The 23,233-nt window shown below is 60.5% G+C and carries 18 protein-coding genes and 1 tRNA gene; 10 read left to right on the top strand and 9 right to left on the bottom strand.

Annotation, left to right across the window (positions count from 1 at the left end; genetic code table 11):
- Window positions 1–3: 3 nt before the first annotated feature.
- From pdxA to ACUZ9P_RS04925, 4 genes are all read right to left on the bottom strand, one after another.
- Entirely contained in the window at window positions 4–999 is a 996-nt protein-coding gene (pdxA, locus tag ACUZ9P_RS04910; protein ID WP_449248863.1) for a 4-hydroxythreonine-4-phosphate dehydrogenase PdxA, read from the bottom strand.
- A gap of 48 nt (window positions 1,000–1,047) precedes the next feature.
- Window positions 1,048–2,379 (bottom strand): four-carbon acid sugar kinase family protein, encoded by a 1,332-nt coding sequence (locus tag ACUZ9P_RS04915; RefSeq protein WP_449248864.1) that lies wholly within the window; start codon window positions 2,377–2,379, stop codon window positions 1,048–1,050.
- Between the two features lie 37 nt (window positions 2,380–2,416).
- Window positions 2,417–3,187: a DeoR/GlpR family DNA-binding transcription regulator gene (locus ACUZ9P_RS04920; RefSeq protein ID WP_449248865.1), complete on the bottom strand. Its 771-nt coding sequence runs from the start codon at window positions 3,185–3,187 to the stop codon at window positions 2,417–2,419.
- A gap of 361 nt (window positions 3,188–3,548) precedes the next feature.
- Window positions 3,549–3,854, bottom strand: a complete 306-nt coding sequence (locus tag ACUZ9P_RS04925) for a hypothetical protein (protein ID WP_051135428.1) — start codon at window positions 3,852–3,854, stop codon at window positions 3,549–3,551.
- Window positions 3,855–4,046: 192 nt separating this feature from the next.
- Between ACUZ9P_RS04925 and mutL the strand changes: the two genes are divergently transcribed.
- A complete protein-coding gene (gene mutL, locus ACUZ9P_RS04930) occupies window positions 4,047–6,065 on the top strand; it encodes a DNA mismatch repair endonuclease MutL (RefSeq protein WP_449248866.1) in 2,019 nt (672 codons plus the stop codon).
- 86 nt (window positions 6,066–6,151) lie between these two features.
- On the opposite strand, the gene ACUZ9P_RS04935 is transcribed toward mutL, so the two are convergent.
- A complete protein-coding gene (locus ACUZ9P_RS04935) occupies window positions 6,152–8,968 on the bottom strand; it encodes an FAD-binding and (Fe-S)-binding domain-containing protein (RefSeq protein WP_449248867.1) in 2,817 nt (938 codons plus the stop codon).
- A 367-nt stretch (window positions 8,969–9,335) separates the two neighbouring features.
- Between ACUZ9P_RS04935 and ACUZ9P_RS04940 the strand changes: the two genes are divergently transcribed.
- Window positions 9,336–11,084, top strand: a complete 1,749-nt coding sequence (locus ACUZ9P_RS04940; RefSeq protein WP_449248868.1) for a dipeptidase — start codon at window positions 9,336–9,338, stop codon at window positions 11,082–11,084.
- A gap of 17 nt (window positions 11,085–11,101) precedes the next feature.
- Entirely contained in the window at window positions 11,102–12,586 is a 1,485-nt protein-coding gene (locus tag ACUZ9P_RS04945) for an L-serine ammonia-lyase (protein ID WP_449248869.1), read from the top strand.
- A 149-nt stretch (window positions 12,587–12,735) separates the two neighbouring features.
- Here the strand turns inward: ACUZ9P_RS04945 and ACUZ9P_RS04950 are convergent.
- The 4 genes from ACUZ9P_RS04950 to ACUZ9P_RS04965 form a co-directional block, all read right to left on the bottom strand.
- Window positions 12,736–12,825 (bottom strand) — tRNA-Ser (locus tag ACUZ9P_RS04950).
- A 131-nt stretch (window positions 12,826–12,956) separates the two neighbouring features.
- On the bottom strand, window positions 12,957–13,232 hold the full coding sequence (locus ACUZ9P_RS04955) for an HU family DNA-binding protein (RefSeq protein ID WP_022659096.1): 276 nt from the start codon (window positions 13,230–13,232) through the stop codon (window positions 12,957–12,959).
- 349 nt (window positions 13,233–13,581) lie between these two features.
- Window positions 13,582–14,424: a glutamate racemase gene (gene murI, locus ACUZ9P_RS04960; RefSeq protein WP_449248870.1), complete on the bottom strand. Its 843-nt coding sequence runs from the start codon at window positions 14,422–14,424 to the stop codon at window positions 13,582–13,584.
- Between the two features lie 149 nt (window positions 14,425–14,573).
- Window positions 14,574–15,494, bottom strand: a complete 921-nt coding sequence (locus ACUZ9P_RS04965; protein WP_449248871.1) for a sulfite exporter TauE/SafE family protein — start codon at window positions 15,492–15,494, stop codon at window positions 14,574–14,576.
- Window positions 15,495–15,783: 289 nt separating this feature from the next.
- On the opposite strand from ACUZ9P_RS04965, the gene hisH reads away from it, so the two are divergent.
- The 7 genes from hisH to ACUZ9P_RS05000 all read left to right on the top strand — a co-directional run bounded on the left by hisH (window position 15,784) and on the right by ACUZ9P_RS05000 (window position 23,095).
- Entirely contained in the window at window positions 15,784–16,422 is a 639-nt protein-coding gene (gene hisH, locus ACUZ9P_RS04970) for an imidazole glycerol phosphate synthase subunit HisH (protein ID WP_240823335.1), read from the top strand.
- Window positions 16,412–17,191, top strand: coding sequence for an imidazole glycerol phosphate synthase subunit HisF (gene hisF / locus ACUZ9P_RS04975; RefSeq protein WP_449248872.1), 780 nt, complete (start codon window positions 16,412–16,414; stop codon window positions 17,189–17,191). Before hisH ends, hisF begins: the two co-directional genes overlap by 11 nt.
- A 50-nt stretch (window positions 17,192–17,241) precedes the next feature.
- Entirely contained in the window at window positions 17,242–18,123 is an 882-nt protein-coding gene (locus tag ACUZ9P_RS04980; RefSeq protein ID WP_449248873.1) for a PP-loop family protein, read from the top strand.
- 395 nt (window positions 18,124–18,518) lie between these two features.
- Entirely contained in the window at window positions 18,519–18,911 is a 393-nt protein-coding gene (locus ACUZ9P_RS04985; protein ID WP_449248874.1) for an FmdB family zinc ribbon protein, read from the top strand.
- Between the two features lie 7 nt (window positions 18,912–18,918).
- A complete protein-coding gene (gene purB / locus ACUZ9P_RS04990; RefSeq protein ID WP_449248875.1) occupies window positions 18,919–20,235 on the top strand; it encodes an adenylosuccinate lyase in 1,317 nt (438 codons plus the stop codon).
- Between the two features lie 9 nt (window positions 20,236–20,244).
- On the top strand, window positions 20,245–20,826 hold the full coding sequence (pyrE, locus tag ACUZ9P_RS04995; RefSeq protein ID WP_410173094.1) for an orotate phosphoribosyltransferase: 582 nt from the start codon (window positions 20,245–20,247) through the stop codon (window positions 20,824–20,826).
- Window positions 20,816–23,095, top strand: a complete 2,280-nt coding sequence (locus tag ACUZ9P_RS05000; RefSeq protein ID WP_449248876.1) for a L,D-transpeptidase Cds6 family protein — start codon at window positions 20,816–20,818, stop codon at window positions 23,093–23,095. The genes pyrE and ACUZ9P_RS05000 overlap by 11 nt, the downstream gene beginning before the upstream one ends.
- Window positions 23,096–23,233 lie beyond the last annotated feature (138 nt).

Here is a 23,233-nt window from a genome sequence, read left to right on the forward strand (position 1 = left end):
AAATCAGGCCCTTTTGAAGTTGGGCGCGTATTCCGCTGCAAGGCGGATGGCTTCCACCATGCTCACGGCGCTGACCTTGCCTGTTCCGGCAATGTCAAAGGCTGTGCCGTGATCCACCGATGTGCGCAGAATGGGCATACCCAGCGTAAGGGAAATGGTGCGCTCAAAGTCCACCATCTTGGTCGCTATGTGGCCCTGGTCGTGATAGAGCGAAAGCACGGCGTCCCACGCGCCCTTGAGGGCAAAGTGGAACACAGAGTCCGCCGGGTTGGGGCCGTGCACGTTGAACCCCTGACGGCTCGCTTCTTCAATGGCTGGAACCACCTCGGCGTCTTCCTCATTGCCAAAGAGCCCGTGTTCGCCGCAGTGCGGGTTGAGCCCGGCCACCACCATGCTCGGGTTCTCCAGTCCCAGCAGCTTGAGGGCGCTGGTGCAGCGGTCGATGTAGTCGAGTACGCGGTCTTTTTTCACGGCGCGGCAAGCATCAATCAGCGAGAGATGCCGGGTGAGGAAGAACACGCGCAGGCTGTGGACCTGGAACATGGTCAGCGGGTCCTTGGTGCCGGTGAGGTCGCCAAAGATTTCGGTGTGTCCGATATACGGCACGTGGGCTGCCTTGAGCGATTCCTTGTTGATGGGCGTGGTAGCCACGGCGGCGGTTTTGCCCGCCATTGTCAGCTCAATGGAGGCCTTGATGTATTCAAAAGCCGCCTGGCCGCACTGGGCCTGCACCTTGCCGTAGGCAAAGGAGGCCAGGTCCACGTTGTCCATGTTGATGATGTTGGCAGCGCCCTCGCGCCAGCCGTTGAGATCCGTATCCACCTCGTTGAAATCGAGGTTGACCTTCATGATTGCGGCGGCGCGGCGCATGATTTCGGTATTGCCCACCACCAGCACGTTGGCCATGTCGGTGACGGCAGCATCTGCCAGCGAGGCGGCCAGTATTTCCGGCCCAACGCCTGCGGGGTCGCCCATGGGGGCGCAAATCAGGGGTTTCATTTATCTGTTCCTTGTTGGTTATGAACTTGCGTGGGTGCGGCGCAGCTGTCAGGCGGGCCGCTTGCGGCTTGAAATTTTGGTGAACAGGTATTCCATGCATTCCACAAGGCTGTCTTTGTCGCCCACAAAGCCGCCCTTGGTGATCATGGGCAGGTCGGGGTGTTCGCCGCCGATGATGTGGCCGTACACGGCAAGGGGCAGCACCATGATCCGCACGGAAAAGCCCCCGGCCTTGAGCGTACGCATGACGGAAACCGTCACTTCGCCGCCCGAGGTGTACAGGCCGCCGATGCGCAGATTTTCGTTCTTCAGGGCTTCCTGAGCCACATGAGCCAGAGCCATATTGATGCGGCGCGAGATTTCGCTGGGCGCGATGCCGAGGGTCTGGGACATTTCCTGCATGGAGAAAACGTCTTCCTTGCTGGCGGCGGTGCACACGCCAAGAACCTTGGCTTCTTCGGGCGCGGCAAACACGGCCTCCAGCACGCGGCGGCACTCCGCCTGTGATTCGGCCTCGCCAGCCAGCACCTTGCGCACATCCATGGACACGATGTGGCAGGGGTGGGCCAGCCGCAGGGTTTCCAGCTGTACTCGGGTCAGTTCGCTGGTGCTGCCCACAGTGAGGAAGATGCGGTTTTCAAATTCCGCACGGGGGGCCTCGATGCGCGCTGCGGCAAGCTCCGATGTGAACGGGCCGGGATCCAGCGACACCAGCGGATAGGGCGCATCGGCCAGCGACTGGGCGATCACGGCAATGTCGTCGTCCGATACGGCATCGCAGACCACGGCGCGGCACCCTTGGGCACGTGCGGCCTCAATGGTTTCGCGCACGGCAGCAGGCCCGGCCAGCACCTTTTCAAGCGACACAAAGCCGCAAGGCAGGGAAGTCTGATCGGCGATGATCTTGAGCACTGCCGTGTGGTGCACGGGAGTGGCGGCGTCCTTGGCGATGGGCGAGCGCTCCAGCGGCACGCCATGCACAATCTGGTATCCGCCCACGCAGATGCGGCCCGAATGCGGATAGGACGCCACAAGCACGGCCAGGGTCTGGCTGTGACCGTGGGTATCGTCCATGGCCTTGATGGCGGCCTCAAGCTCCGCACCCACATTGCCACGCAGGGTGGAGTCTATGCGCTTTGAAACAAGCGCGGGCTTTTCCTTGTTGAATTCTGTCACGGCGTCATACACCGCTTTATAGGCGTCTTCGCGGTGCAGAAGGCGGCTCTCGGCATTCAGGCAAACGGCGTCGCACTGTGTAAATTCTTTGGGGTTCCAGTGGGCAAGGCCCAGGCAGGTGGCGCTGGAAAAGCCTTTGGCGGCAAGCAGCGCACCATTGTCGTTGGCTCCCGTAAAGTCGTCGGCAATAACAGCTATGATCATACAGACACCTTCCGGTGATTTTGTGACGGCGGCGGGCTTAGTCGGCGAGGCACAGGCGCGCGCCTGCGTCTTGCAGGGCGGCGCGGGCTTCGGCGGTCAGGCCGCTGTCGGTGATGATGTGGTCAAAGCGATCCACCCCGGCCACCAGCCAGGGGCTGAACTTGGCGTACTTGGACGTGTCCGCCATTAGAAAGGTTTTGTCGGCGCTGGCCATGAGTTGGCGCTTGTAATGCATCTTGGCGGAAGTGCTGGTGGTGACGCCGTGGTGCGCGTCCCATACGTTGGTGCCCACAAAGGCCATGGTGAGGCGCAGGCCGCGCAGGTAGGCCACGGCATCGCTGTCGTTGCAGGCGCGGCTGACGGGGTCGATAAGCCCGCCGGAAAGAAAGACGGAAATATGGTCGCAGCCCGAAAGCAGCAGGGCTATTTCCAGATCAGGCGTGACAACGCCGAGGCTTGTGAGGGGCAGGGTGGGCAGCAGGCGGGCCAGCTCAAGGCTGGTGGTGCCCGCATCCAGGGCAATAAAGTCTTCGTTTTTGATAAACTGGCAGGCGGCGCGGGCTATGGCCTGCTTGGCTTCAAGCATGGAAACGGCCTTGCGGGCGCGGGGGATGTCGTTGGCTTCAAAACATAGAGGCACGGCCCCGCCCCAGGTGAGTTCAAGCTGGTTGCGTTCTTCCAGCACCTTGAGGTCGCGGCGCACAGTCATGGTGGAAATGCCCAGCGCTTCGGCGAGTTCGCGGGTGTTGACCGCGCCCCGGTTTTTGATGAGGCGGGCCATTTCTCTGCGGCGTTCTGCTGGCAACATGGCGGCTCCGGCGTGTGACGGGTGTGTGTTAATTTTGTTTCAAATTTGTTGCTTTGTGTTATGCTCCTGAAGGGGAATATCGTCAAGACAGGTGGGGTAATTTTGTGGATATAGCTCATACTTTTTATCTATGTTATCAGAAAAATGTTGTTTTTTGTTAATTGACGAAAGGTCAGCCAGAGCACACGTTCAGCCCCCCATCGGGGGCAACAAAAAAGCCCGGAGAATCTCTCCGGGCTGGAAAAAGCGCGTCCGCCGCAAGTGTATCGTGCGGCCTGCGGCAGAACGCAAAAAGGCTGCCGGGCACATGATCCGGCAGCCTTCTGCTAGGGTTTACGCGGGCGGGGTAGACCCGCGCTGGCTATGCGTTGCCGAAGAATGGGGGGCGGCGCGTCTGCGCATCGCCGCTGACCCGGAAAATCTGTACCGTATACTGATCTTTGCCGCTGCACATGGGACAGCCGTCTGTGACCAGCATGCAGGAAGAATCAAGTTCAAGGGGGTCAATGCCCGCCAAGCTGAGGATATGGGTGGCCTTGCCCTGCTCCCACATGACGGGCGAGCCGCAACGGGCGCACTCAACATAGAGCAGTTCAGGGTCAAAGCCTGCGGGCACTGGGGTGCCGCGCAGCGGTTCGGCAATGGCTTTCAGTGTGTTGCTGTACATAGAAACCTCCCGGCTTGCTTTGCGTGTTGCCAGAAGCCTGGCCGCGCGCATACGCAGCCTCGTCTTCCATACATAAGCACAGCGTGCGCCGAGGCAAGCCCTGCCACGGGAATTTATTCTCCACACGCAGCCGCGCATGCGCCGCAGGCGGGGCCGCTTGCCTTGTGGAGCGCGCCCGAATACACTGGGCCTATGTCTGAAAAATATCGTCATATACGTTTGCTACCGCCTGAGTTGCGCAATCAGATCGCCGCTGGTGAAGTGGTGGAGCGCCCTGCCAGCGTGCTCAAGGAACTGGTTGAAAACAGCCTTGACGCCGATGCCGCGCAGATCGACGTTTGCCTTGAAAACGGTGGGCAAAGCCTTATCAGCGTGCAGGACGACGGGTGCGGCATAGCCGCAGCCGATCTGGAACTGGCTGTCACCCGGCACGCCACGAGCAAGATTGCCAGCCTGTCTGACCTTGAGCACATCAGCTCTTACGGTTTCAGGGGCGAGGCCCTGCCGAGCATTGCCTCGGTTTCTCGTTTTTCCATTACCTCTGCGGTGACTGACCCGGACGGGCAGACACAGGCGCACAGGGTTGAGGTGGAGCACGGCTTGCTGACGGTTTCCGCCCCGGCAGCCCTGCACCGGGGAACGCGGGTGGAAGTGCGCGATCTTTTTTCCAACATACCAGCACGCTTGAAATTTTTAAAGACCCCATCCACGGAGTTCAAACGTGCGCAGGACTGGCTGGCCCGGCTGGCTCTGGCCCGCCCCGCCGTGGGCCTGAGCCTGAGCTCCGGCGAGCGCGAGGCACTGCGGTTTTTGCCGGGGCAAAGCCTTGCCGACCGCCTTGGCGTGCTCTGGCCCCGTTTGATTGTGGAGGCGCTACGCCCCTTTGACGGCACCCGCCACGGTATCCGGGTGCGCGGTCTGGCCGCCCTGCCCAATGTGAGCCAGCCGCGCGGCGACCGCATGCTGTTTTACGTCAATGGCCGCTCGGTGACGGACAAGCGCCTGCTTGCTGCTGTGCGTGAGGCCTACAAGGGCCGCATGACCAGCCGGGATTATCCGCAGGTAGCACTGTTTGTGGAGATGGACCCGGCGGAAGTGGACGTGAACGTACATCCCGCCAAGTCTGAAGTGCGTTTTCGGGATGAGTCCGCCGTGTTTTCTGCCGTGCTGCATGCCGTGCAGGGGGCACTGCTGACCTCCTACGATGTGGCCGAAAATCTGTGGCCGAACTCGCCAGAAGGCGACACTGCGGAAAGCGCCCTTGCGCCCTCTGCCCAACAATCAGCCCCGCGTCCGCAGGGTTTTTGGGGCAGGCTGGACAACCCGCCACTTATTAAGGCGCAGGAGCGGGACGACAGGCCGGACGAGGAATCCTCGTGGCAGGCCCGGTTGCCCGAATCAGACGCAGGCTCGGATAGTGGAGCAAGTTGGTGGGGCGATTCTGTTCAGAGTGATGCGGTATCTGCCCATGAACAAGCGCCCACGCAGAAAGAAAGCGCCCTGTTTGTTGCCGCGCCGGAAGATATTTCTGGCCTTGCGGAAGCGGCCTCTGTCTATGCGCACCAAACTCCTGATGCTGTCCCGTATCAGGCTGCGAATACGGCGGGCGAGCACAGTGAAGCCATTTTCCCACCCGCGCAGGAACGCCAGCCCTTGAGCGTTGGGCAGTTTGCCTACCTCGGGCAGGTGGCGCTGACCTATCTGGTATTGCGGGACGCATCCGGCGCGCTGCTGCTGCTCGACCAGCACGCGGCGCACGAGCGGGTGCTGTATGCCCGTTTGCGGCGTGGGGGCTTCGCCGGGTCTGGTCAGTTGCTGGCCCTGCCGCTTGATCTGCCCCTGCATCCGGCTGAAACGGAACGTTTTTTTGAATTGCGGCCCCGGCTGGAATCTCTGGGCTTTGCGCTTGAGGTCAGCGGCGGCAACCTGCGCGTCAACGCCATGCCTCCGGTGCTCTCCCGCGCCGAGGCCAGGGACTTTCTGCGCGAGGCCCTGGCCGGGCGTAAGGATGATCTGGCCGACATGTTCATATCCATGTCGTGCAAGGGAGCCATCAAGGCCGGGCAACGCCTTGCGGATGACGAGGCCGCCGGGCTGTTGCAGCAGTGGCTGGAAACGCCCGACCGCGAATATTGCCCGCATGGCCGCCCCTGCGTCTTGCGCTGGGACGGCGCCGAACTGGAAAAGATGTTCAAGCGGCGGCAGTCGTAAAAGGCAAAGCCGTCAGGCGCGGCATCCCCATTTCCTGCACATAAAACAGCGGGCGGTTCTCCCATGAGAGCCGCCCGCTTTGCTGTTTATTCGCTGGCTTCGTCAACCAGATAGACAATGGAATAGTAGGGGATGCCGCCGTGCAGCGACAGGCCGATCTGGCAGGTGCGGCTGGAGGAATAGCCCACCTCGCAGGTGCTTACCTGCATGCGCAGGCCCTTGAGCGCGGCCTCGTTGAGTTCGGGATGGGTAAAGCCCCGGTCGCCCGCCCAGCCGCAGCAGTTGATGCCGTCCGGCACCACCACGGTTTCGGCGCACTTGCGGGCCAGTTCTTCCAGCTTGCCCTCAAGGCCCATCTTGCGCATGGAGCAGGTGGCGTGTAGGGCCACGGTCTTGGGCAGCTTTTTGAGCTTGAGCGTATCCATGAGGTTCTCAAGGATAAACTGCACAGGCTCCATAAGCTTGATGCCGGGGTCGAGGGTCTGCTTCATGTGCAGCAGGCAGGGGCTGGTTTCGCACAGCACGGGGTATTCGCCATTGTTGCTGGCCTGCCGCAGGGCCTTTTCCAGCTCCTGCTCTTTTTTGTGTGCGGCGTCTGCGAGGCCCTTGCTGGCAAAGGCCATGCCGCAGCACAGCTTGTCCAGATTATTGGGCAGAATGACGTCATACCCGCCCTTGAGCAGCACGCTGATGACCGCTTCCGGCTCTGTACGGCGGTCGCTGTGCTCCTCGCCGGGGCCCATGTTGCGGGCGATGCAGCTGGGGAAGTAGACGACCTTCTTGGCGTTGCCCGAGTACGGGGTGGGCAGATAGACCGAGCCCCCGCCCTTGGGCATGTTTTTGTTCCACAGCGGCACCTTGTTGAAGGTGAGGCAGCGCAGGAGGCGCGAACCGTCGCGCATGATGGTGGTGCCAAGGGCGCGGTGCAGGGCGTCCACGCTGTTGAGCGCAATGGACATGGCCTTGCAGGTTCCCGCAAAGTGGTCGGCAATGGTTCCGGCAATGCTTTTGCCGAGGGAACCGGCGTCCTTTTTGCGCAGGCTCTTGATGAACACGCCCGTATCCACGCCTGCGGGGCAGCGCGGGCGGCACAGGCTGTCTGTGGCGCAGGTGGCCTTGCCCATGTATTCGTAGCCCTTTTGCAGCTTTTTCAGCTCGCTGCTTTCAGGGGCAGCCTCGCGCAGGCGGCAGATTTCGCGGTATACGGTGATGCGCTGGCGCGGCGTGAGCGTAAGATCGCGCGAGGGACAGACAGACTCGCAGAAACCGCATTCCATGCATTTGTCCACCAGTTCGTCGGCGGGGTGCAGGGGCTTGAGATTTTTGAGATGCCCCTGCGAATCGCTGTTGAGCAGCACGCCGGGGTTGAGGATGTTCTTTGGGTCGAGCAGGCTCTTGATGCTCTTCATGATGGCATAGGCCTGACTGCCCCACTCCAGTTCCACAAAGGGCGCTATGTTGCGGCCAGTGCCGTGTTCCGCCTTGAGCGAACCATCGTACTTTTCCGTAACCAGCTTGCAGAAGTCTTCCATGAATCCCTTGTAGCGGGCCACTTCTGCCGGAGCGCCAAAATCCTGCCAGAAAACAAAGTGCAGGTTGCCGTCGCGCGCGTGGCCAAAGAGCGGGGCCACCGTGTAGCCGTGGCGGGCAAAAAGATCCTGCAGGTCTTTGGCGGCCTCGCCCAGCCTGTCGAGGGTAAAGGCCACGTCTTCAATGACAATGGAGGTGCCCACGGGCCGCATGCCGCCCACCGAGGCCAGAATGCCCTTGCGGATGAGCCACAGCTTGGTGAATTCCTCGGGTTTGTCGGTAAAGGCGTAGGGCCGCACAAAGGTTACGTTGCTGAATGCCGCATTGATGGTGGCGATGTTCTTTTCAAGCTGCTCGTGGGTGGCGGCGCGGGTTTCCACCAGCAGGGAACAGACGTCGTCGTCCAGGGTTTCCAGCCCTTCGGGCAGGCCGGGGGTGCCTTCCACCGAGCGCAGGGACGCTCTGTCCATAAGTTCCGCAGCCGCAACGGGCAGGGTTGCCACGGCAGAGGCCAGATCACAGGCGGCCTTGACGGTGGGCAGAAGCAGCAGGGCTGAGGCCTTGAAGGGGGCCTCCTCCACCGTGCGGTAGGTTACTTCGGCGATAAAGCCCAGCGTGCCTTCAGAGCCGACCATGACGTGCTGCAAAATTTCAAAGGGATCTTCGTAATCCACCAGGGCGTTGAGGCTGTAACCCGTGGTGTTCTTGATCTTGAACTTGCGCCGGATGCGGTCGGCAAGCTCGGGATTGTCCATGATCTGTTTGCGCAGGTCGGCAAGACCGTTGAGAATATGGGCGTGTGTTCTGGCAAAGGCGGCGCGGCTTTTGGCATCCGCCGTGTCCAGCAGAGTGCCGTCTGCCAGCACCATGCGCGAGGAAACAACGGTCTTATAGGAGTTGTCGGAGGTGCCGCAGCACATGCCGCTGGCGTTGTTGGCAAAGATGCCGCCGATAAGGCAACTGTCGATGGAGGCCGGGTCAGGCCCGATTTTTTTGCCAAATTCCGCCAGAATCTTGTTGGCCCCGGAGCCGATGATGCCGGGTTGCAGGGTTATGCGCTCGGCGTTTTCGCCCACGCGCCAGTTGCGCCAGCCCTTGCCGATGCGCACAAGGACGGAATCGGACACCGCCTGACCGGACAGGCTGGTGCCTGCGGCGCGAAAGGTCACAGGCACGCGCATGCGGTCTGCCAGGGCCACCAGTTGCACCACTTCTGCCTCGTCCAGCACGTCCACCACGATCTTGGGGATCAGGCGGTACACACTGGCGTCTGTGCCGTAGGCCAACAGGCGCAGGGGATCAGTATGGATGCGGTCTTTGGGAATAAAGTCCAAAAGGGCTTCTTTGAATTCTTTGTAGGGAGAAGCAAGCATGGACAAACCTCCGTGGCGGTTCATGCCGTCATTGGGTGGGCGCCTGAAACAGCGCTGGGCGGGGAATTGCTGCCGTTGAAACCTGGACGGGAACCCCGGCATTTTTACAAATGCGGGATGTGCTGATCTGGAGATGACAATGGATTACCAATAGCAATTCTCGGCTCGGATTGCTACTGTTTTACAATCAAAAAGCACTTCGGCCTGCGCAATCCTTGTGCCCCTGCCGCCCCTGCGTTACAAAAAAGAAAAACAGTTTGCTGATTTGATGTACAGCATTCCAGCGTCTGCCGCCGGGGTCGCTGGCGTTTTTGCGTATCGGTTTGGACATGCGGGATGTTACGGTCTGATTTTTTATGGAGGTTCCATGAAGCGGCTGATCGTCTTATGCTGTGTTTCTCTGGCCCTGCTGCTGCCCCAGGCAGCCCTTGCCTGCACTACCTTTATTGTTACCAGGGGGGCCAGCGCAGACGGCTCCGTGATGGTAAGCCATTCTGACGACAACGACCTCAACGACCAGTCCATTGTGTATGTTCCCGCCCGTGACTGGCCGGAAGGCGCGCAGCGCCCTGTGTACGATTCCGCCGTGGCGGTGAAGGAGAATCCCGCCACCAATACCTTTCTTGTTCCCCGCCTTTCAGACCCCAAGCGCGCGCCGGGATATAATCACCCGGATACGCCGCGCACGATTGCCATCGGCTTCATCCCTCAGGTGCGGCACACCTTTGCCTATATTGACGGCAACTACGCCATCATGAACGAGCATGGCCTCATGTTTGGCGAATGCACGGATGGGGCGCACAATACCTGCACGGCAGAGCCGGGCAAGCGCATTTTCTATTCGTCCGAGCTGGCGCGCGTGGCGCTGGAACGCTGCAAAACCGCCCGCGAGGCCATTGAGCTGATGGGCGCGCTCATTGAGCAGTATGGCTACTACGGAACGGGCGAAACCCTGCCTGTGGCCGACAAAAACGAAGCATGGGTTATGGAAATGGCCCCCTCCCCGGCGGGTACCGGCGGGCTGTGGGTGGCCCAGCGCGTGCCGGACGGTCAGTTTTTTGTGGCGGCCAATGAATTTCGCATCCGCGACATCACGCCCGGCAACCCTGACCAGATGTACGGCAAAACCCTGTTTGCCACAGTAGACAAGTACAACCTGCGCAGCCCCAAGGACGCCTCCAAACCTCTGGACTGGCTGACCACCGTGAGCGATGGCGAGTATAATCACCCGTATTATTCGCTGCGGCGCGTGTGGCGGGCGCTCTCTCTGGCGGCACCCTCGCTGAAACTGCCCGCCTGGGTGGAAAAGGGCGCAACACGCGCATATCCCTTTTCCGTCAAGCCGGACAAGCTGCTGAGCTTGAACGACATCAAGCGCATGCACCGCGACCACTACGAGGGAACGGAATTCGACCTTACCAAGGGCGTTGCGGCGGGGCCGTTTGGCAATCCCAACCGCATTATCGGTCCCAAGGACCCCAGCGGCGATGTAAGCCCGACCACCAAGCTTGAAGGCGCGTGGGAACGGCCCATGGGCATGTATTATGTGGGCTACACCACCATTGCGCAGTATCGGCCCGATGTGCCGGAACCGCTGGCGCTGGTGTGCTGGGTTGCGCTCGCTCCGGCGGCGGAATCTGTCTTTGTGCCGCTGGCGGTCGCCCCCATGCCCGCAGGCTACGAACAGGGCGACACCCGCCGTTTTGCCAATGATTCCGCATGGTGGGCCTATTCCCTGGTGAGCGATTACGCCAACATCCGTTACGACCTGATTTCTCAGGAGATTCAGACCAGAGCGGCCAGCATGGAAGCCGCCTTTGCCGCCCGCGTAGCCGCGCTGCAAAAGGAACTTGCCCCCAAGGCGGCATCCTCCCCGGCGCAGGCGCAGGCCGCCTTTGCCAAGGCTCTGCGGGCGCAGGCAGAGGGGGCGTTGCGCGACTGGCGGGAATTCTTCCCCCAACTGGTGGCGCGGCACTGCCAGGGTTTTCTCAACAGCCCGGACAAAATGGCCCAGAACATAGGCTATCCCGATGCATGGCTGCCCCGCACCAACTATTCCACCGGCCCGGTTTCGTACCAAAAGCCCCGGCAGTCGGCTTCGCAATCTGCCAGATAACTCAGGAGGATGCATGTATGCACTGTAATCGTCGGCGTTTCCTGCAATCAATGGCTGTGACGGGCGCGGGCCTGTGCCTGCCCTCACTCACGTGGGCAGGCTTTGACCCCCTGTGGAAGCCTGGCTCCGTGTGCGCCAATCCCATTGATGTGACCGTGTTCGAGATGTTCAAGATCGGCCCTGGCCCCTCCAGTTCGCACACCATTGCGCCCATGTCGGCGGGCAATGATTTTATCCATCTGTGCGCCCAGTTGCCGCAGGAGCAGCTTGCCCAGGCGGACGCCGTCAAGGTGCATCTGTACGGCAGCCTCTCGGCCACGGGCAAGGGGCACGGCACTGACCGCGCCGTGGCGGCGGGCCTGCTTGGGCAAAAGCCCGATGAATGCAAGGCCGAATTTCTGGACAATCTTTTTGTAAAGCCGGACGACACCCGCACCGTGGTGCTTGGCCCGGCCCGGATTCCGCTCAAGGATTCGGACGTGATCTTTGAGCAGGGCACCATCGAGGCCCCGTTCAGTAACGTGCTGGTCATTGAGCTGCTGGGCAAGGGCAAGCAGCTTGCCTCGCGCGAATACTATTCCGTGGGCGGCGGATTTTTGCAGTGGAAGGGCTGGAAGGCCCCGGACAAAGGCAAGCCCGTGCATGCCTTTGATTCCATGAATGGCCTGCTTGAAATCGTGAAGACCACGGGCAAGAGCATCCCGCTTATTATGCTTGAAAACGAAATGGCCATCACCGGGCAGTCGGAACAGAACATCCGGCAGGGCGCGCAGCGCATCATCCACGTGATGGACAGTTGCGCCGCCACGGGCCTTGGTCTGGAAGGCAAGCTCAAGGGGCCGTTTGGTCTGGAGCGCCGGGCCAAGCTCATGCTGGAGCAGGCCGCCAGCTCGCCGGAGCCAGCGGATGCCTTTGCGGCGCGGCTGTCGGCCTACGGGCAGGCCGGGTCGGAAGAAAACGCCATGGGGCACCCCATTGTGACAGCGCCCACGGCGGGTTCCGCAGGAGTTATGCCTGCGGTGGTACACATGCTCATCAAGGAGCGCGGCAAAACAGAGGCCGACCTTGTGGACGGCCTGCTGGTTGCCTCCATGGTGGGTACGCTTATCAAGCGGCACGCCAGTGTGGCGGGCGCGGATGTGGGCTGTCAGGGCGAGATCGGCTCCGCCTCAAGTATGGCGGCTGCCATGCTGTCGCAGGTGATGGGCGAAACGCCCGATGTTGTGGAAAATGCGGCGGAATTTGCGCTGGAACACCACCTGGGCATGACCTGCGACCCTGTGGGCGGCTATGTGCAGATTCCCTGTATTTCGCGCAATGCCATGAGTTCCGTGAAATCGTGGAACGCCTGGATGATGGCCCGCACAGGGCAGGGTACCAAACACCCTGTGGGGCTTGATCTCTGCATCCGCACCATGAACCAGACAGGCCGCGACATGAAGGACGACTACCGCGAAACCGCGCGCGGCGGGCTGGCATTGTTCTATACGCAGGGGTGCTAGAAAATTTAAATGCCTTTTGCCCTAGCGCAGATGGTGGAGTAACTGCTTGGCTAATGCGTGTGGGCTGCATGCTCAGCATTTTTTTGACAACCAAACAAAAAGCGGCTGAAATCCTGTGGGATTCCAGCCGCTTTATACGCTTCTCAAACTGGCGGAGGGGGAGGGATTTGAACCCCCGGAAGGCTCACACCTTCAACGGTTTTCAAGACCGCCGCGATCAACCGCTCTGCCACCCCTCCGCAGGGGTGTTTCTCCGGCTTTATGCAGAGGCGGCCAAAATGCCGCGTACATGGCAGGAGAAAATATCGACGGCGCGATTACCCTGTGTGAAGGCAATAGCGCCGCCGAAAAAATTGTGCTGCTACGCCACTTACTTAATGGCGTCTTTCAGGCCCTTGCCGGGCGTGAACTTGGCAACCTTGCTGGCAGGAATGGTGATTTCCTTGCCGGTGCGGGGGTTGCGACCCTTGCGGGCGGCGCGCTCAACCACCTTGAAGCTGCCGAAACCGGTAAAGGTCACGGATTCGCCAGAGGCCAGGGCTTCGCGCAGCGAGGCCACCACGGCGTCAAGAGCTTCTTCGGCTTTGGCCTTGGTGGGCAGGCCGGCTTTGGCATGGATCTTTTCTACGAGCTCAGCTTTGGTCATGATGCTACTCCATAAAGGATTTCGGTTATTCCCTGCAAGCCGGATCGGGTCGACATGCCAGAAGTCTGGTGCCTGAGCCCGATACGCCGCACTCAAAAGAAACAGCCGCAAAAAAGCCGCCAAGGCTTTTTCACGTCATGGGGGAATCGTAATCAAAACCGCTTCTACAGCGGTCAGAACTTTTGTTTCCTTACGTTAGGGGCGGTTTCCTGTCAACGAAAAAGCGCAGAATCCCGCGTCTGCTCTAGCTTTTCACGAAAAACCGTTTGGGCAAACAGGCTCGATGCAAGAGTCAGCCCCTTACTGGAGGTTTTTTATCTGCCCGAAATATAATGATTAAAAAATACTGTTACAGGTCAACCAGGCAAACTTCGTCATCGCCGAGGTTTCGGCCCAGAAAAAGGCTGCCTGTCCGGGCAAAGCGGGCGGCATTGTCAGTGGTCAAAAAGCGGTAGTGCGCGGCGCTATCCGCAGATCGCAGCAGGTTGGTGGCCCGCAGTTCGTCAGCCACGCACTGTGCCGTGGTGGCGGCAGAATCCACTATCCGCACCTGTGGCCCCACCACGTTTTGCAATGCCTCCTGCAACAGTGGAAAGTGCGTGCAGCCAAGCAGCAGGGTATCGGGTTCCAGATTCCCTGCGGGGGCGGCTCCCTCAAGCGGAAAAATATCAGCCAGATAGCGCCTTGCAACGCCTTCCACAATAGGGCCGTTCATCCAGCCTTCTTCGGCAAGGGGCACAAAGAGGGTGCAGGCGCGCCCGGTCACAACGGCGTCGGGCCGGATGCGGGCAATGGCCTTTTGGTATGCGCCGCCGGAGATGGTGGCCTCTGTCGCCACTACAACTATATGACCGTTGGCGCTGGCTGTGGCGGCCGCCTGCGCGCCGGGATCCACCACGCCCATGACCGGCAGCGGGGCAAACTGCTCCCGCACTGCGGAAAGCGCCGCAGAGGTTGCCGTGTTGCAGGCAATAACGAGCATTTTAACGCCCATGTCCACCAGCTTTTGAGCGGCCTTGAGCGTATAGCGCGTGATGGTGTCGCGCCCCTTGGTGCCGTAGGGCAGGCGGGCGGTGTCGCCAAGATAGAGCAGATCTTCGTCGGGCAGACATTCTGCCAGGGCCTTGAAAACCGTGAGGCCGCCCATGCCGGAATCAAACAGGCCAATGGGCAACCGGGAAGAATCATTCATTGCAATTTCCTTTACAGTGCCGCGCGCGATACTGCAAAACGCGCGCCGTGGGGGCTTTGCTGCCCGCCCAAAACAGGCGAAGCGCCTCCGGCGCTGCCCTGCGGCAGGTCGAAAGCGCTCCGGCCAGAAAAACTCGGGCGGCAGCGGCGCTAGAAACCTTGGCCCAAATAGCGCACGGCTGTAAAGAGCAAAACTGCGGTCAGAAGGGCCTTCAAGGCAAGAGAAGGCACATATTTCTGGCAACGCGCCCCGGCATACATGCCGCACATGCCGCCAAGGCCCACCAGAACGCCCATACGCCAGTCGGGCGCAACGGCCATATCCGGGTAAAAGGGCGCGAGCAGGGCGTAAAACGACACGCCCGCCACGGATGTTACGAAGGTGGCAAAGAGCGTGGAGCCTGCAACAACATAGACAGGCAGCCCGAAAAACGAAACCAGAAACGGCGCCATGATGGCCCCGCCTCCGATGCCGTAGATGCCGCCCACAAGGCCCACCACAAGGCTCAGCAGCACAAGTGCGCGGGTGGCGACAACATACTTGGTTTCCTGAAATACAAAGGCCACTTCCTTCATGTTCCAGTAGAGCACGTGACAGCACATGAGCCTGCCGTTTTTGTCCTCGCAGGTGGGCATGTTCTCTTTCTTTTCCTTGCGCGACCACAGCGAGGCCCTGCCTTGCCATGTGGTCATGGCCATGCGCCCGCCGATGTACAGCAGCACAAGGCCTGCAAAGATTTTAAAGCTCTGGGGATTGGGCAGCAGGTTGATGCGCACAATGGCCCCAATAAACACGCCCGGCAGTGTGCCCAGGGCAATGGTAAAGGCCAGCGGCCACACAAGCCGCCCCTCGTGCCAGTAGCGCCATACGCCCGAGGGGCAGGCCAGCACGTTAAAGAACTGGTTGGTGGCGCTGACGCTGGGGTTGGTATAGCCCAGAACGCTCATCTGAAACGGCAGCAGCAAAAAAGCGCCCGAGATGCCGCCCATGGATGTGAAAAAAGAGATGCCAAGGGCCACCGCAAAAGGAACAAAAGGATTGCATTCAATGCCTGCAGTGGGAAAATACATGCTGGCCTCCTGCGCAGATGGCGTGATAACTATCGTGAAATATTAAAAAATTCTTTGCATGGACAATTTCACTGTTCACGGTTTTTATAATAACCGTGAACATTAAAATTGTCACGCCGTTCCGCAAAAGGTTTGCCGCCGCCGCTTGCCGGTGCGCTGATTTTTCCTGCGATGCCGGGGCATCATGCCAACCTGCGCGTTGCCTGCACACCGGCAAAAAGGTATGATGCACCTTTCAAAGCCACCAGCCGCCAATCTCCCCACGGCAACAACAAGCAGAGGATGCACCATGCTGGCCATTCTGGACTACAAGGCAGGCAATCAGACGAGCGTGCGCCGCGCCCTTGAACATTTGGGAATACCTTGCGCCATCACGGCGGACCCCGCAACACTGGAGCGCGCCCACGGCATCATTTTCCCCGGTGTGGGCGCTGCCGGGCAGGCCATGCGCGCCCTGCACCCCACGGGCCTTGACGTGCTGCTGCGCGAGGCCGTCAAGCGTGGTCAGCCCCTGCTGGGCATCTGTCTGGGCTGCCAGATTCTGCTTGACCGCAGTGAAGAAAACGACACCACAACCCTTGGCATCGTGCCGGGCCTTTGCCGCCGTTTTGAAGACAACATGCGCGAAGAGGACGGCACCCCCGCGCCTATCCCGCACATGGGCTGGAACAGCCTGAAAGTATCCGCCCCCTGCCCCCTGCTCGCGGGCGTTGCCCCCACAGCGGAATTCTATTTTGTGCATAGCTATTATGTGGAGCCGGACCCCACTTTTGTGATCGCCACCACCACCTACGGCAAAGAATTCTGCTCCGTATACGGGCGCGACGGCCTGTGGGCCACCCAGTTCCACCCCGAAAAAAGCGGGCGTCCGGGGCTGACAATTCTGCGCAACTTCTACGACTACTGCGAGGCGCGTCATGCTCAGTAAGCGAGTGATTCCCTGTCTGGATGTGCGCAACGGGCGGCTGACCAAGGGCGTCAAATTTGTGGGCAACGAAGACATCGGCGATCCGGTTGAAACCGCACGGCGGTATTATGAGGAAGGCGCGGACGAAATCGTGTTCTACGACATCACGGCCTCTGCCGAGGCGCGCGGTATCTTTATTGATGTAGTGGAGCACGTGGCGGAGCAGATTTTCATTCCCTTTTCGGTTGGCGGCGGCATTTCCAGCGTGGCAGACATGCGCGCGGTGCTGCTGGCCGGGGCGGAAAAGGTTTCGGTCAATTCGGCGGCGGTCAAGGATCCGCACATCATCAGCGATGGCGCGGATGCCTTCGGCTCCCAGGCTATCGTGGTGGGCATGGACGTGCTGGCTGTTCCGGTAAGCGCAGAAATTCCCTCCGGCTATGAAATCGTCATCCACGGCGGTCGCAAGCGCATGGGGCTGGACGCCATTGCCTGGGCGCGCCGCTGCCAGGAGTTGGGCGCTGGCGAACTCTGCGTCAATTCCATTGATGCGGACGGCACCAAGGACGGCTACGAACTCAAGCTGACCCGCGCCATAGTCGATGCCGTGTCCATCCCTGTAATCGCTTCCGGCGGTGCGGGCGAGCCGCGCCACATGGTTGAGGCTGTTACCGAGGGCGGGGCCTCAGCTGCGCTGATCGCGTCCATTGTTCACTACGGGCAGTACTCCATCCGGCAGTGCAAGGAATATATGGCCGGGCACGGGGCCAAGGTGCGTATGACCTGGTAGGCTCGGCCCACGGGCCTGTGCGGCTTTTTGCCCCATCAGAAGACGAAGATATGAGTAAAAATCCTTTCCGTGCGGATCAGGTTCCAGCTGCGCTTGCCACGGTGCTGCGCGATCTGCCCCGCGTGGCGGTGGCTTTTTCCGGCGGGCTGGACAGCCGTTTTTTATGCCACGCGGCCCTGTTGTGCGGTTGCGACGTGCTGGCCGTGCATGTTTACGGCCCGCACATTCCCCCGCAGGAAAGCGCCGGGGCCGCAGCCTGGGCGAGTGAGCGCGGCCTGCGCCTGCATACGGCGCGGTTTGATCCTCTTGCCTTGGCGGAGGTGGAGACCAACAGCCCCCAACGCTGCTACGGCTGCAAAACCGGGCTTGTGGCTCTGTTGCGCGGCGAGCTTGCCCCCATGGCGGAAGCTCATGACCGCGTGCTCTGCGATGGCACCAATGCCGATGATTTGCAGGCCTACAGACCGGGCTTGCGTGCACTTGAAGAAGGTCGCGTGCGTTCCCCCCTGGCCGAAGCCGGGCTGACCAAGGCGCAAGTGCGCGAGGCTGCCCGAGCCACAGGGCTGGACAGGCCGTGGCAGCGCGCACGGCCCTGCCTGCTGACGCGGCTGGCCTATGGCATGAGGCCCGAGGCCGACACGCTGGCGCGTCTGGCAGCGGCGGAGGCCGATCTTGCAGCATTGGGAGCAACCGCCCCCGCACAAGGGGAGTCGCACTGTATTGTGCTGGAGGAGGGCAGCGTGGGCGAGCTGGGGGATTTTCGTCTGCGGCTCACGCCGGAGCCTGTGTTGCAGGCTGAAAAACTGCCGGAAGAACTGCTCCCGGAATTGCGGAACATCCTGATCCGTTATGGTTTCTGGCCGTGCGGGCTGGAGGCTGGCGGCAATATCAGCGGCTTTTACGATGCGGGCAACAGCGCCGGAAGGCACTAGGCGAGGCAGATATTTTTCCGCCTGCGGTCAGTGTTTTCGGCCCGGAATGTGGCTCGGGGCTGGACTTTGCCGATCAAAGAGCATATGAATACCCACTTATATTAACGGGGCTTGCCCCTGGAGGGAATCATGGCACATAAGAAAATTGAGCGTAAGAAAGAACTGGATCGCCGCCGTAAGCGCCGTGAAGAGCGTCTGAAGCAGCGCGTGCGCGAAGCCAAGGCTGCCAAGGCCTAAGCTTCGGACACGGGAAACCGGCGTTCCGACGGCTGCGAATTGACGCGCCGTCACATATGGTGCTCGGCCCGGCTGCCTCTTGGCAGCCGCGCGGGGCGCAAACAAGCAGCAGCGGTCAGCGCGGCAGCATGCCGTGTCATGGCCTTTTTAGTGTTACCATGCCTATCTACGAATATCAGTGCCCCAAGTGTCAGCATACGTTTGAGGAATGGGTCAAGGCATCGGAATCCCACGGGCAGGAACCCTGCCCCCAGTGCGGTGAGCCTTCGCCCCGCATCATGTCGCACACATCGTTCGTCCTCAAGGGCGGCGGCTGGTATGTGAGCGACTACGGCTACCGCAAGGGCGTCACGGAAGAGGGCGGCTCAACGGCCTCCTCCGGCACCTCCGGCGGTTCCTCTGCCCCCGCTTCCAGCGGTACGGCAGGCGAAAAAGCCTCCGCATCTGCATCCGATTCTGGAAACAGCGCCGCCAAGGCGGCCTCCGCCCCTACGCCAACCACAGGGTCCGCAGCGTCGGCACCCACCAAAGCCGCCAGCTCGGCTTCATGAGGCAGCCATGATTGATCGCTACACCCGTCAGGAAATGGGCCGTATCTGGACCCTTGAGAACCGCTATCAGGCATGGCTTGATGTGGAAGTTGCCGTTTGCCGGGCCTGGAGCGACATGGGCCGCATCCCTGCCGCCGCGGTGGAAAATATTCAGGCCAAGGCTTCCATTGATGTGGACCGCATCCTGGCTATCGAAGAAGTGACCCGCCACGACGTCATCGCTTTTTTGACCTCGCTTGAAGAAAAAGTTGGCGCGGAAGACGCGCGCTACATCCATCTGGGCTGTACCTCCTCCGATATCGTGGATACGGCCAACGCCCTTCTGCTCATGCAGGCCGGGCGTCTGATCCTCAAGGACATCCGCGAGCTCCTGACCGCCATTGAAAGTCTGGCCCGCCGTCACAAGGGTGTGCTGTGCATGGGCCGCACCCACGGCATCCACGCGGAACCCACCAGCTTTGGGCTCAAAATGGCCGGATTCTACGCCGAGTTTGAGCGGCACCTTGCCCGGGTTGAGGCCGGGATTGAAAGCGTGCGCGTGGGCAAAATTTCTGGCGCGGTGGGCACCTATGCATTTTTGTCGCCCGAGCTTGAGCAGCGCGCCCTGAGCTATCTTGAGCTTGAGGTTGATCCGCACTCCACCCAGATCATTCAGCGCGACCGTTACGCCCACTTCTTCACCTCGCTTGCCGTGCTGGCTGGCGGCGTAGAGCGCCTGTGCGTTGAATTGCGCCACCTGCAACGCACGGAAGTGCTTGAGGTGGAAGAAGGCTTTGCCAAGGGGCAGAAGGGTTCGTCGGCCATGCCGCACAAAAAGAACCCCATTTCGGCAGAAAACATGAGCGGTCTTTCGCGCCTTTTGCGCACCAACGCTCTTGCCTCGCTGGAAAATCAGGCCCTGTGGCATGAGCGCGACATCAGCCATTCTTCAGTGGAGCGGGTAATCATGCCCGATTCCACCATTCTGGCCGACTACGTGCTGACCCGCCTCACCAAGCTGCTTGAAGGTCTGGTGGTCAAGCCCGAGCGCATGCGTGAAAATATGGAGCGTTCTTACGGCCTGTATTTTTCGCAGCGTGTGCTGACGGCTCTTATTGCCACCGGGCTTCCGCGTCAGCAGGCTTATGAAGCCGTGCAGCGCCTTGCCATGCAGAGCTGGGAAAGCCGTACGGCCTTCCCCGATCTGGTGCGCAACGATGCCGACATGAGCGGGCGGCTGGGCGCAGCTGCGCTGGCCGAGCTTTTTGACCCTTCGTACTACCTGCAACACGAAGACGAAATTTTTGCCCGGGTGTTCAAGAACGCTGCGGCCAACAAGGCGTAAGGATCTGTCATGCAAACTCTTTCTTCTGAAGAACTGCTGGCGCTCAAGCGCCGCCTTGCCCGCCTGCTGGTAGAAAAATCATACCGCGAGGGAGATTTTGTGCTGGCATCAGGCCGCAGAAGCGATTATTATTTTGATTGCCGCGTCACGGCGCTCCACGCCGAAGGATCGTGGCTTATTGGAACCCTGTTCAACCACATGCTCCGCGAGATGGACATCAAGGGCGTCGGCGGCATGACCATGGGTGCTGACCCTCTGGTTGCAGCCACCACGGTCATCTCTCACGAACAGGGCAGACCGTTGAACGGCCTTTTGGTCCGCAAGGAAGCCAAAGGGCACGGCACAGGGCAGTTTGTTGAAGGGCTGGGCAATTTCTGCGCGGGCGACCGCGTGGCAATGCTTGAAGACGTTGTTACCACCGGCGGTTCTCTGCTGAAGGCCTGCGATCGTATTGCTGATGCTGGCCTGTCCATTGTGGCGGTTTGCGCCATTCTGGATCGGGAGGAAGGTGGCCGGGAAAAGCTCCGTGAGGCGGGATATGACCTGCTTGCGCTCTTTACCCGTGCGGAATTGGTGGACCTTGCGCGTTAAGATCCCCACCGGCCCGCGCGCCTTGCCCCTGGCATTGACGCAATGCTTGATGGGTTCTGCGGCCAGTTCCATTGTCAGGCCTTTGGTCAATTGTCTGGCCAATTGCCTTGTCAGATGCATGGCCTCGGGGCTGCTGATGGTCTTTGGCATTGGTTGTCCCCTCGCCGCTCCACATCTGGCGCAGGCCGAAGAATGGCAAGCCTCTCTGTACAACGAGGGGCTTCCTACGCATTTGGTGGCTGTGGACAAAAAACGCCAGACCTTCATGTTTTTTGAGAAGAAAAGCCCCCTCAAGCTCAAATACACCTTTCCCTGCACAACAGGCCAGTTGCCCGGCGACAAGCAGGCGCTCAACGATCTGCGCACGCCCGAAGGCATCTACTTTGTGGAATACAAAATTGCCAGCGGGCTGGATTTCAAGGAATACGGCGGCATTGCCTATACCCTGAATTATCCCAACCCCGTGGATCGTCTGCGCGGCAAAACCGGCCACGGCATCTGGATTCACAGCAAGGGTTTTGGCATTGAACCGCTTTCCACACGTGGCTGCGTGGCCATTGGCCTTAAGGAAATCGACGAGGTCGGGCCGCAGCTGACGCCCGGTACGGCAGTGGTTCTGGCCGAAAATATGGACGAGACCGCCCAGCCCCGGCCCGACAGCAGCACCGCCAACGAACTGCGCCGCCTGATGCAGAACTGGAGCACCGCCTGGGCCTCCCGTTCGGTCAAGATGTTTGATTACTATAATCCCGATGCCTATTCCAAGGCTATGACGGAAAATTTTACGGCCTTTCGGCAGAACAAGGAGCGTCTGTTCAAGTCGCTCCAGTTCATCAAGATTTTCAATCGCAAGATCAATGTGCTGGAAGGGCCGGGGTATTGGGTGACCTGGTCAGAGCAGCTCTATACGGCATCCAATCTTTCCACAGAAGGTGTGCGCCGTTTGTACTGGCAGCGCGGTAACGACCAGAAGTTCCGTATTGTTGGAATGGAATGGACACCGCGCGATCTGGGTATGCGCGCCGATTTCCAGAAAGGCCAGCTTGTGGCCGAAGCGCCTTTGCAGCAGGTCAGCGATGCTTCTTCCGAAGCGCCGCAGCGCCCCCGGCTGGATATGCCAGAGGCCGCGCCTGAAAAGACGGAGGCCACGGCCCTCGCCGCGCCGCAGCCTTCGCAGGACAAAGCCGCTACCGCCAGGGCTGGTCAGGGCGACAAGCTCATGGCGGTCAATGATCCCCTGGTGCCCCGCCGCAGCAGTGCAACACCCCCGGCAGAAGTAAACTGGGGCGCGCGCCCGGCAATGGAAGAAGCGGCCCGCAGCGTGGTAGAATCCGCCCCCAAGGCCGCACCAGTCAAGCCTGCCGATCAGGCGGTAAAGTCCGCAGAAGCCCAGCAGGCTGTTAACTTGCCTGCACCGACATCTGTTCAGGCTCCCATCGCAGCTCCGGCACAAGCCAACGCTCCCGTGGCAGCGGCAGCCCAGCAGCTGACCCTCACACCGGAAGTTCGCGCCGCTCTGGAAAAGGCCGTACAGGCCTGGAATGCGGATTTTTCCGCGCGTTCGACCAACATCGCCTCTCTTTACGATCAGGCCAAGTACAACCGCGAAGCCGGAACCCCTCGGGGATATTCCTACAATTCGACCATGCGCGAATTTGATCGCCGCTTTGCGGTGCCGTGGCTGCGTCTTATAAGCCGCAAGCCCACGTTGGAGATCCAGGGTTCACTGGCTGTGAGCCATTGCGAACAGCTTGTAGTGGCCCCCAACGGCATGGAGCAGGGGGTGCGTTCCTTCTGGTGGAGCCGGGACGACAAGGGCGATTTCCGCATTGTTGCTTCGCAGTTCAAGCCAGAAGAACTTGGCCTTGCAGCGGATTATCTGGATCAGGTCAGCGATGCCGCCAGCGCTATGGTTGAAAAATGGCGCAAGGCCTGGGAAGCTGGACGTCTGGACGAGTACATTGAATACTATGCGGACGATGCCATCCAGCAGGGGCGTTGGGGCGCAAAGAACATTCAGAAGCAGAAGGAACTGCTCTGGCAGCGTGTGCAGCCCACTTTGGTTCAGATCACGGGCCTGCGGCTGGTGGCTGACAAGCAGGGCCTGCGCGCCGACATGAATCAGGTTTACGCCGACAGCTCCGGTCACACTGACCGGGGCACCAAGACCCTTTTGCTGCGCTTTGACGGCAAGGGCTGGCGTATCGCCCGCGAAGACTGGGCACCCCTTGGCGCGCCTGTTGCGCCCATTGGAGAGGCCGGTCAATAGGGACTTCTGCCGTTTTGCCACATTGGACAGGGGGCAGAGGCTGGTCAAACCGTTTGCCCGGTTTTATGGCGAGGTATCATAACAAGGTGTTGTGTGCGGCCATCCCGAAATTTCAAACGCCAAAGTTCGTGAGGACCG

The sequence above is a fragment of the Desulfovibrio intestinivivus genome (assembly GCF_053570665.1).

What these genes read in the sequence shown, in the direction of transcription:
- pdxA (WP_449248863.1), bottom strand. Translation starts at nt 999, where the DNA reads ATGAAACCCCTGATTTGCGCCCCCATGGGCGACCCCGCAGGCGTTGGG.
- ACUZ9P_RS04915 (WP_449248864.1), bottom strand. Translation starts at nt 2,379, where the DNA reads ATGATCATAGCTGTTATTGCCGACGACTTTACGGGAGCCAACGACAAT.
- ACUZ9P_RS04920 (WP_449248865.1), bottom strand. Translation starts at nt 3,187, where the DNA reads ATGTTGCCAGCAGAACGCCGCAGAGAAATGGCCCGCCTCATCAAAAAC.
- ACUZ9P_RS04925 (WP_051135428.1), bottom strand. Translation starts at nt 3,854, where the DNA reads ATGTACAGCAACACACTGAAAGCCATTGCCGAACCGCTGCGCGGCACC.
- mutL (WP_449248866.1), top strand. Translation starts at nt 4,047, where the DNA reads ATGTCTGAAAAATATCGTCATATACGTTTGCTACCGCCTGAGTTGCGC.
- ACUZ9P_RS04935 (WP_449248867.1), bottom strand. Translation starts at nt 8,968, where the DNA reads ATGCTTGCTTCTCCCTACAAAGAATTCAAAGAAGCCCTTTTGGACTTT.
- ACUZ9P_RS04940 (WP_449248868.1), top strand. Translation starts at nt 9,336, where the DNA reads ATGAAGCGGCTGATCGTCTTATGCTGTGTTTCTCTGGCCCTGCTGCTG.
- ACUZ9P_RS04945 (WP_449248869.1), top strand. Translation starts at nt 11,102, where the DNA reads ATGCACTGTAATCGTCGGCGTTTCCTGCAATCAATGGCTGTGACGGGC.
- ACUZ9P_RS04955 (WP_022659096.1), bottom strand. Translation starts at nt 13,232, where the DNA reads ATGACCAAAGCTGAGCTCGTAGAAAAGATCCATGCCAAAGCCGGCCTG.
- murI (WP_449248870.1), bottom strand. Translation starts at nt 14,424, where the DNA reads ATGAATGATTCTTCCCGGTTGCCCATTGGCCTGTTTGATTCCGGCATG.
- ACUZ9P_RS04965 (WP_449248871.1), bottom strand. Translation starts at nt 15,494, where the DNA reads ATGTATTTTCCCACTGCAGGCATTGAATGCAATCCTTTTGTTCCTTTT.
- hisH (WP_240823335.1), top strand. Translation starts at nt 15,784, where the DNA reads ATGCTGGCCATTCTGGACTACAAGGCAGGCAATCAGACGAGCGTGCGC.
- hisF (WP_449248872.1), top strand. Translation starts at nt 16,412, where the DNA reads ATGCTCAGTAAGCGAGTGATTCCCTGTCTGGATGTGCGCAACGGGCGG.
- ACUZ9P_RS04980 (WP_449248873.1), top strand. Translation starts at nt 17,242, where the DNA reads ATGAGTAAAAATCCTTTCCGTGCGGATCAGGTTCCAGCTGCGCTTGCC.
- ACUZ9P_RS04985 (WP_449248874.1), top strand. Translation starts at nt 18,519, where the DNA reads ATGCCTATCTACGAATATCAGTGCCCCAAGTGTCAGCATACGTTTGAG.
- purB (WP_449248875.1), top strand. Translation starts at nt 18,919, where the DNA reads ATGATTGATCGCTACACCCGTCAGGAAATGGGCCGTATCTGGACCCTT.
- pyrE (WP_410173094.1), top strand. Translation starts at nt 20,245, where the DNA reads ATGCAAACTCTTTCTTCTGAAGAACTGCTGGCGCTCAAGCGCCGCCTT.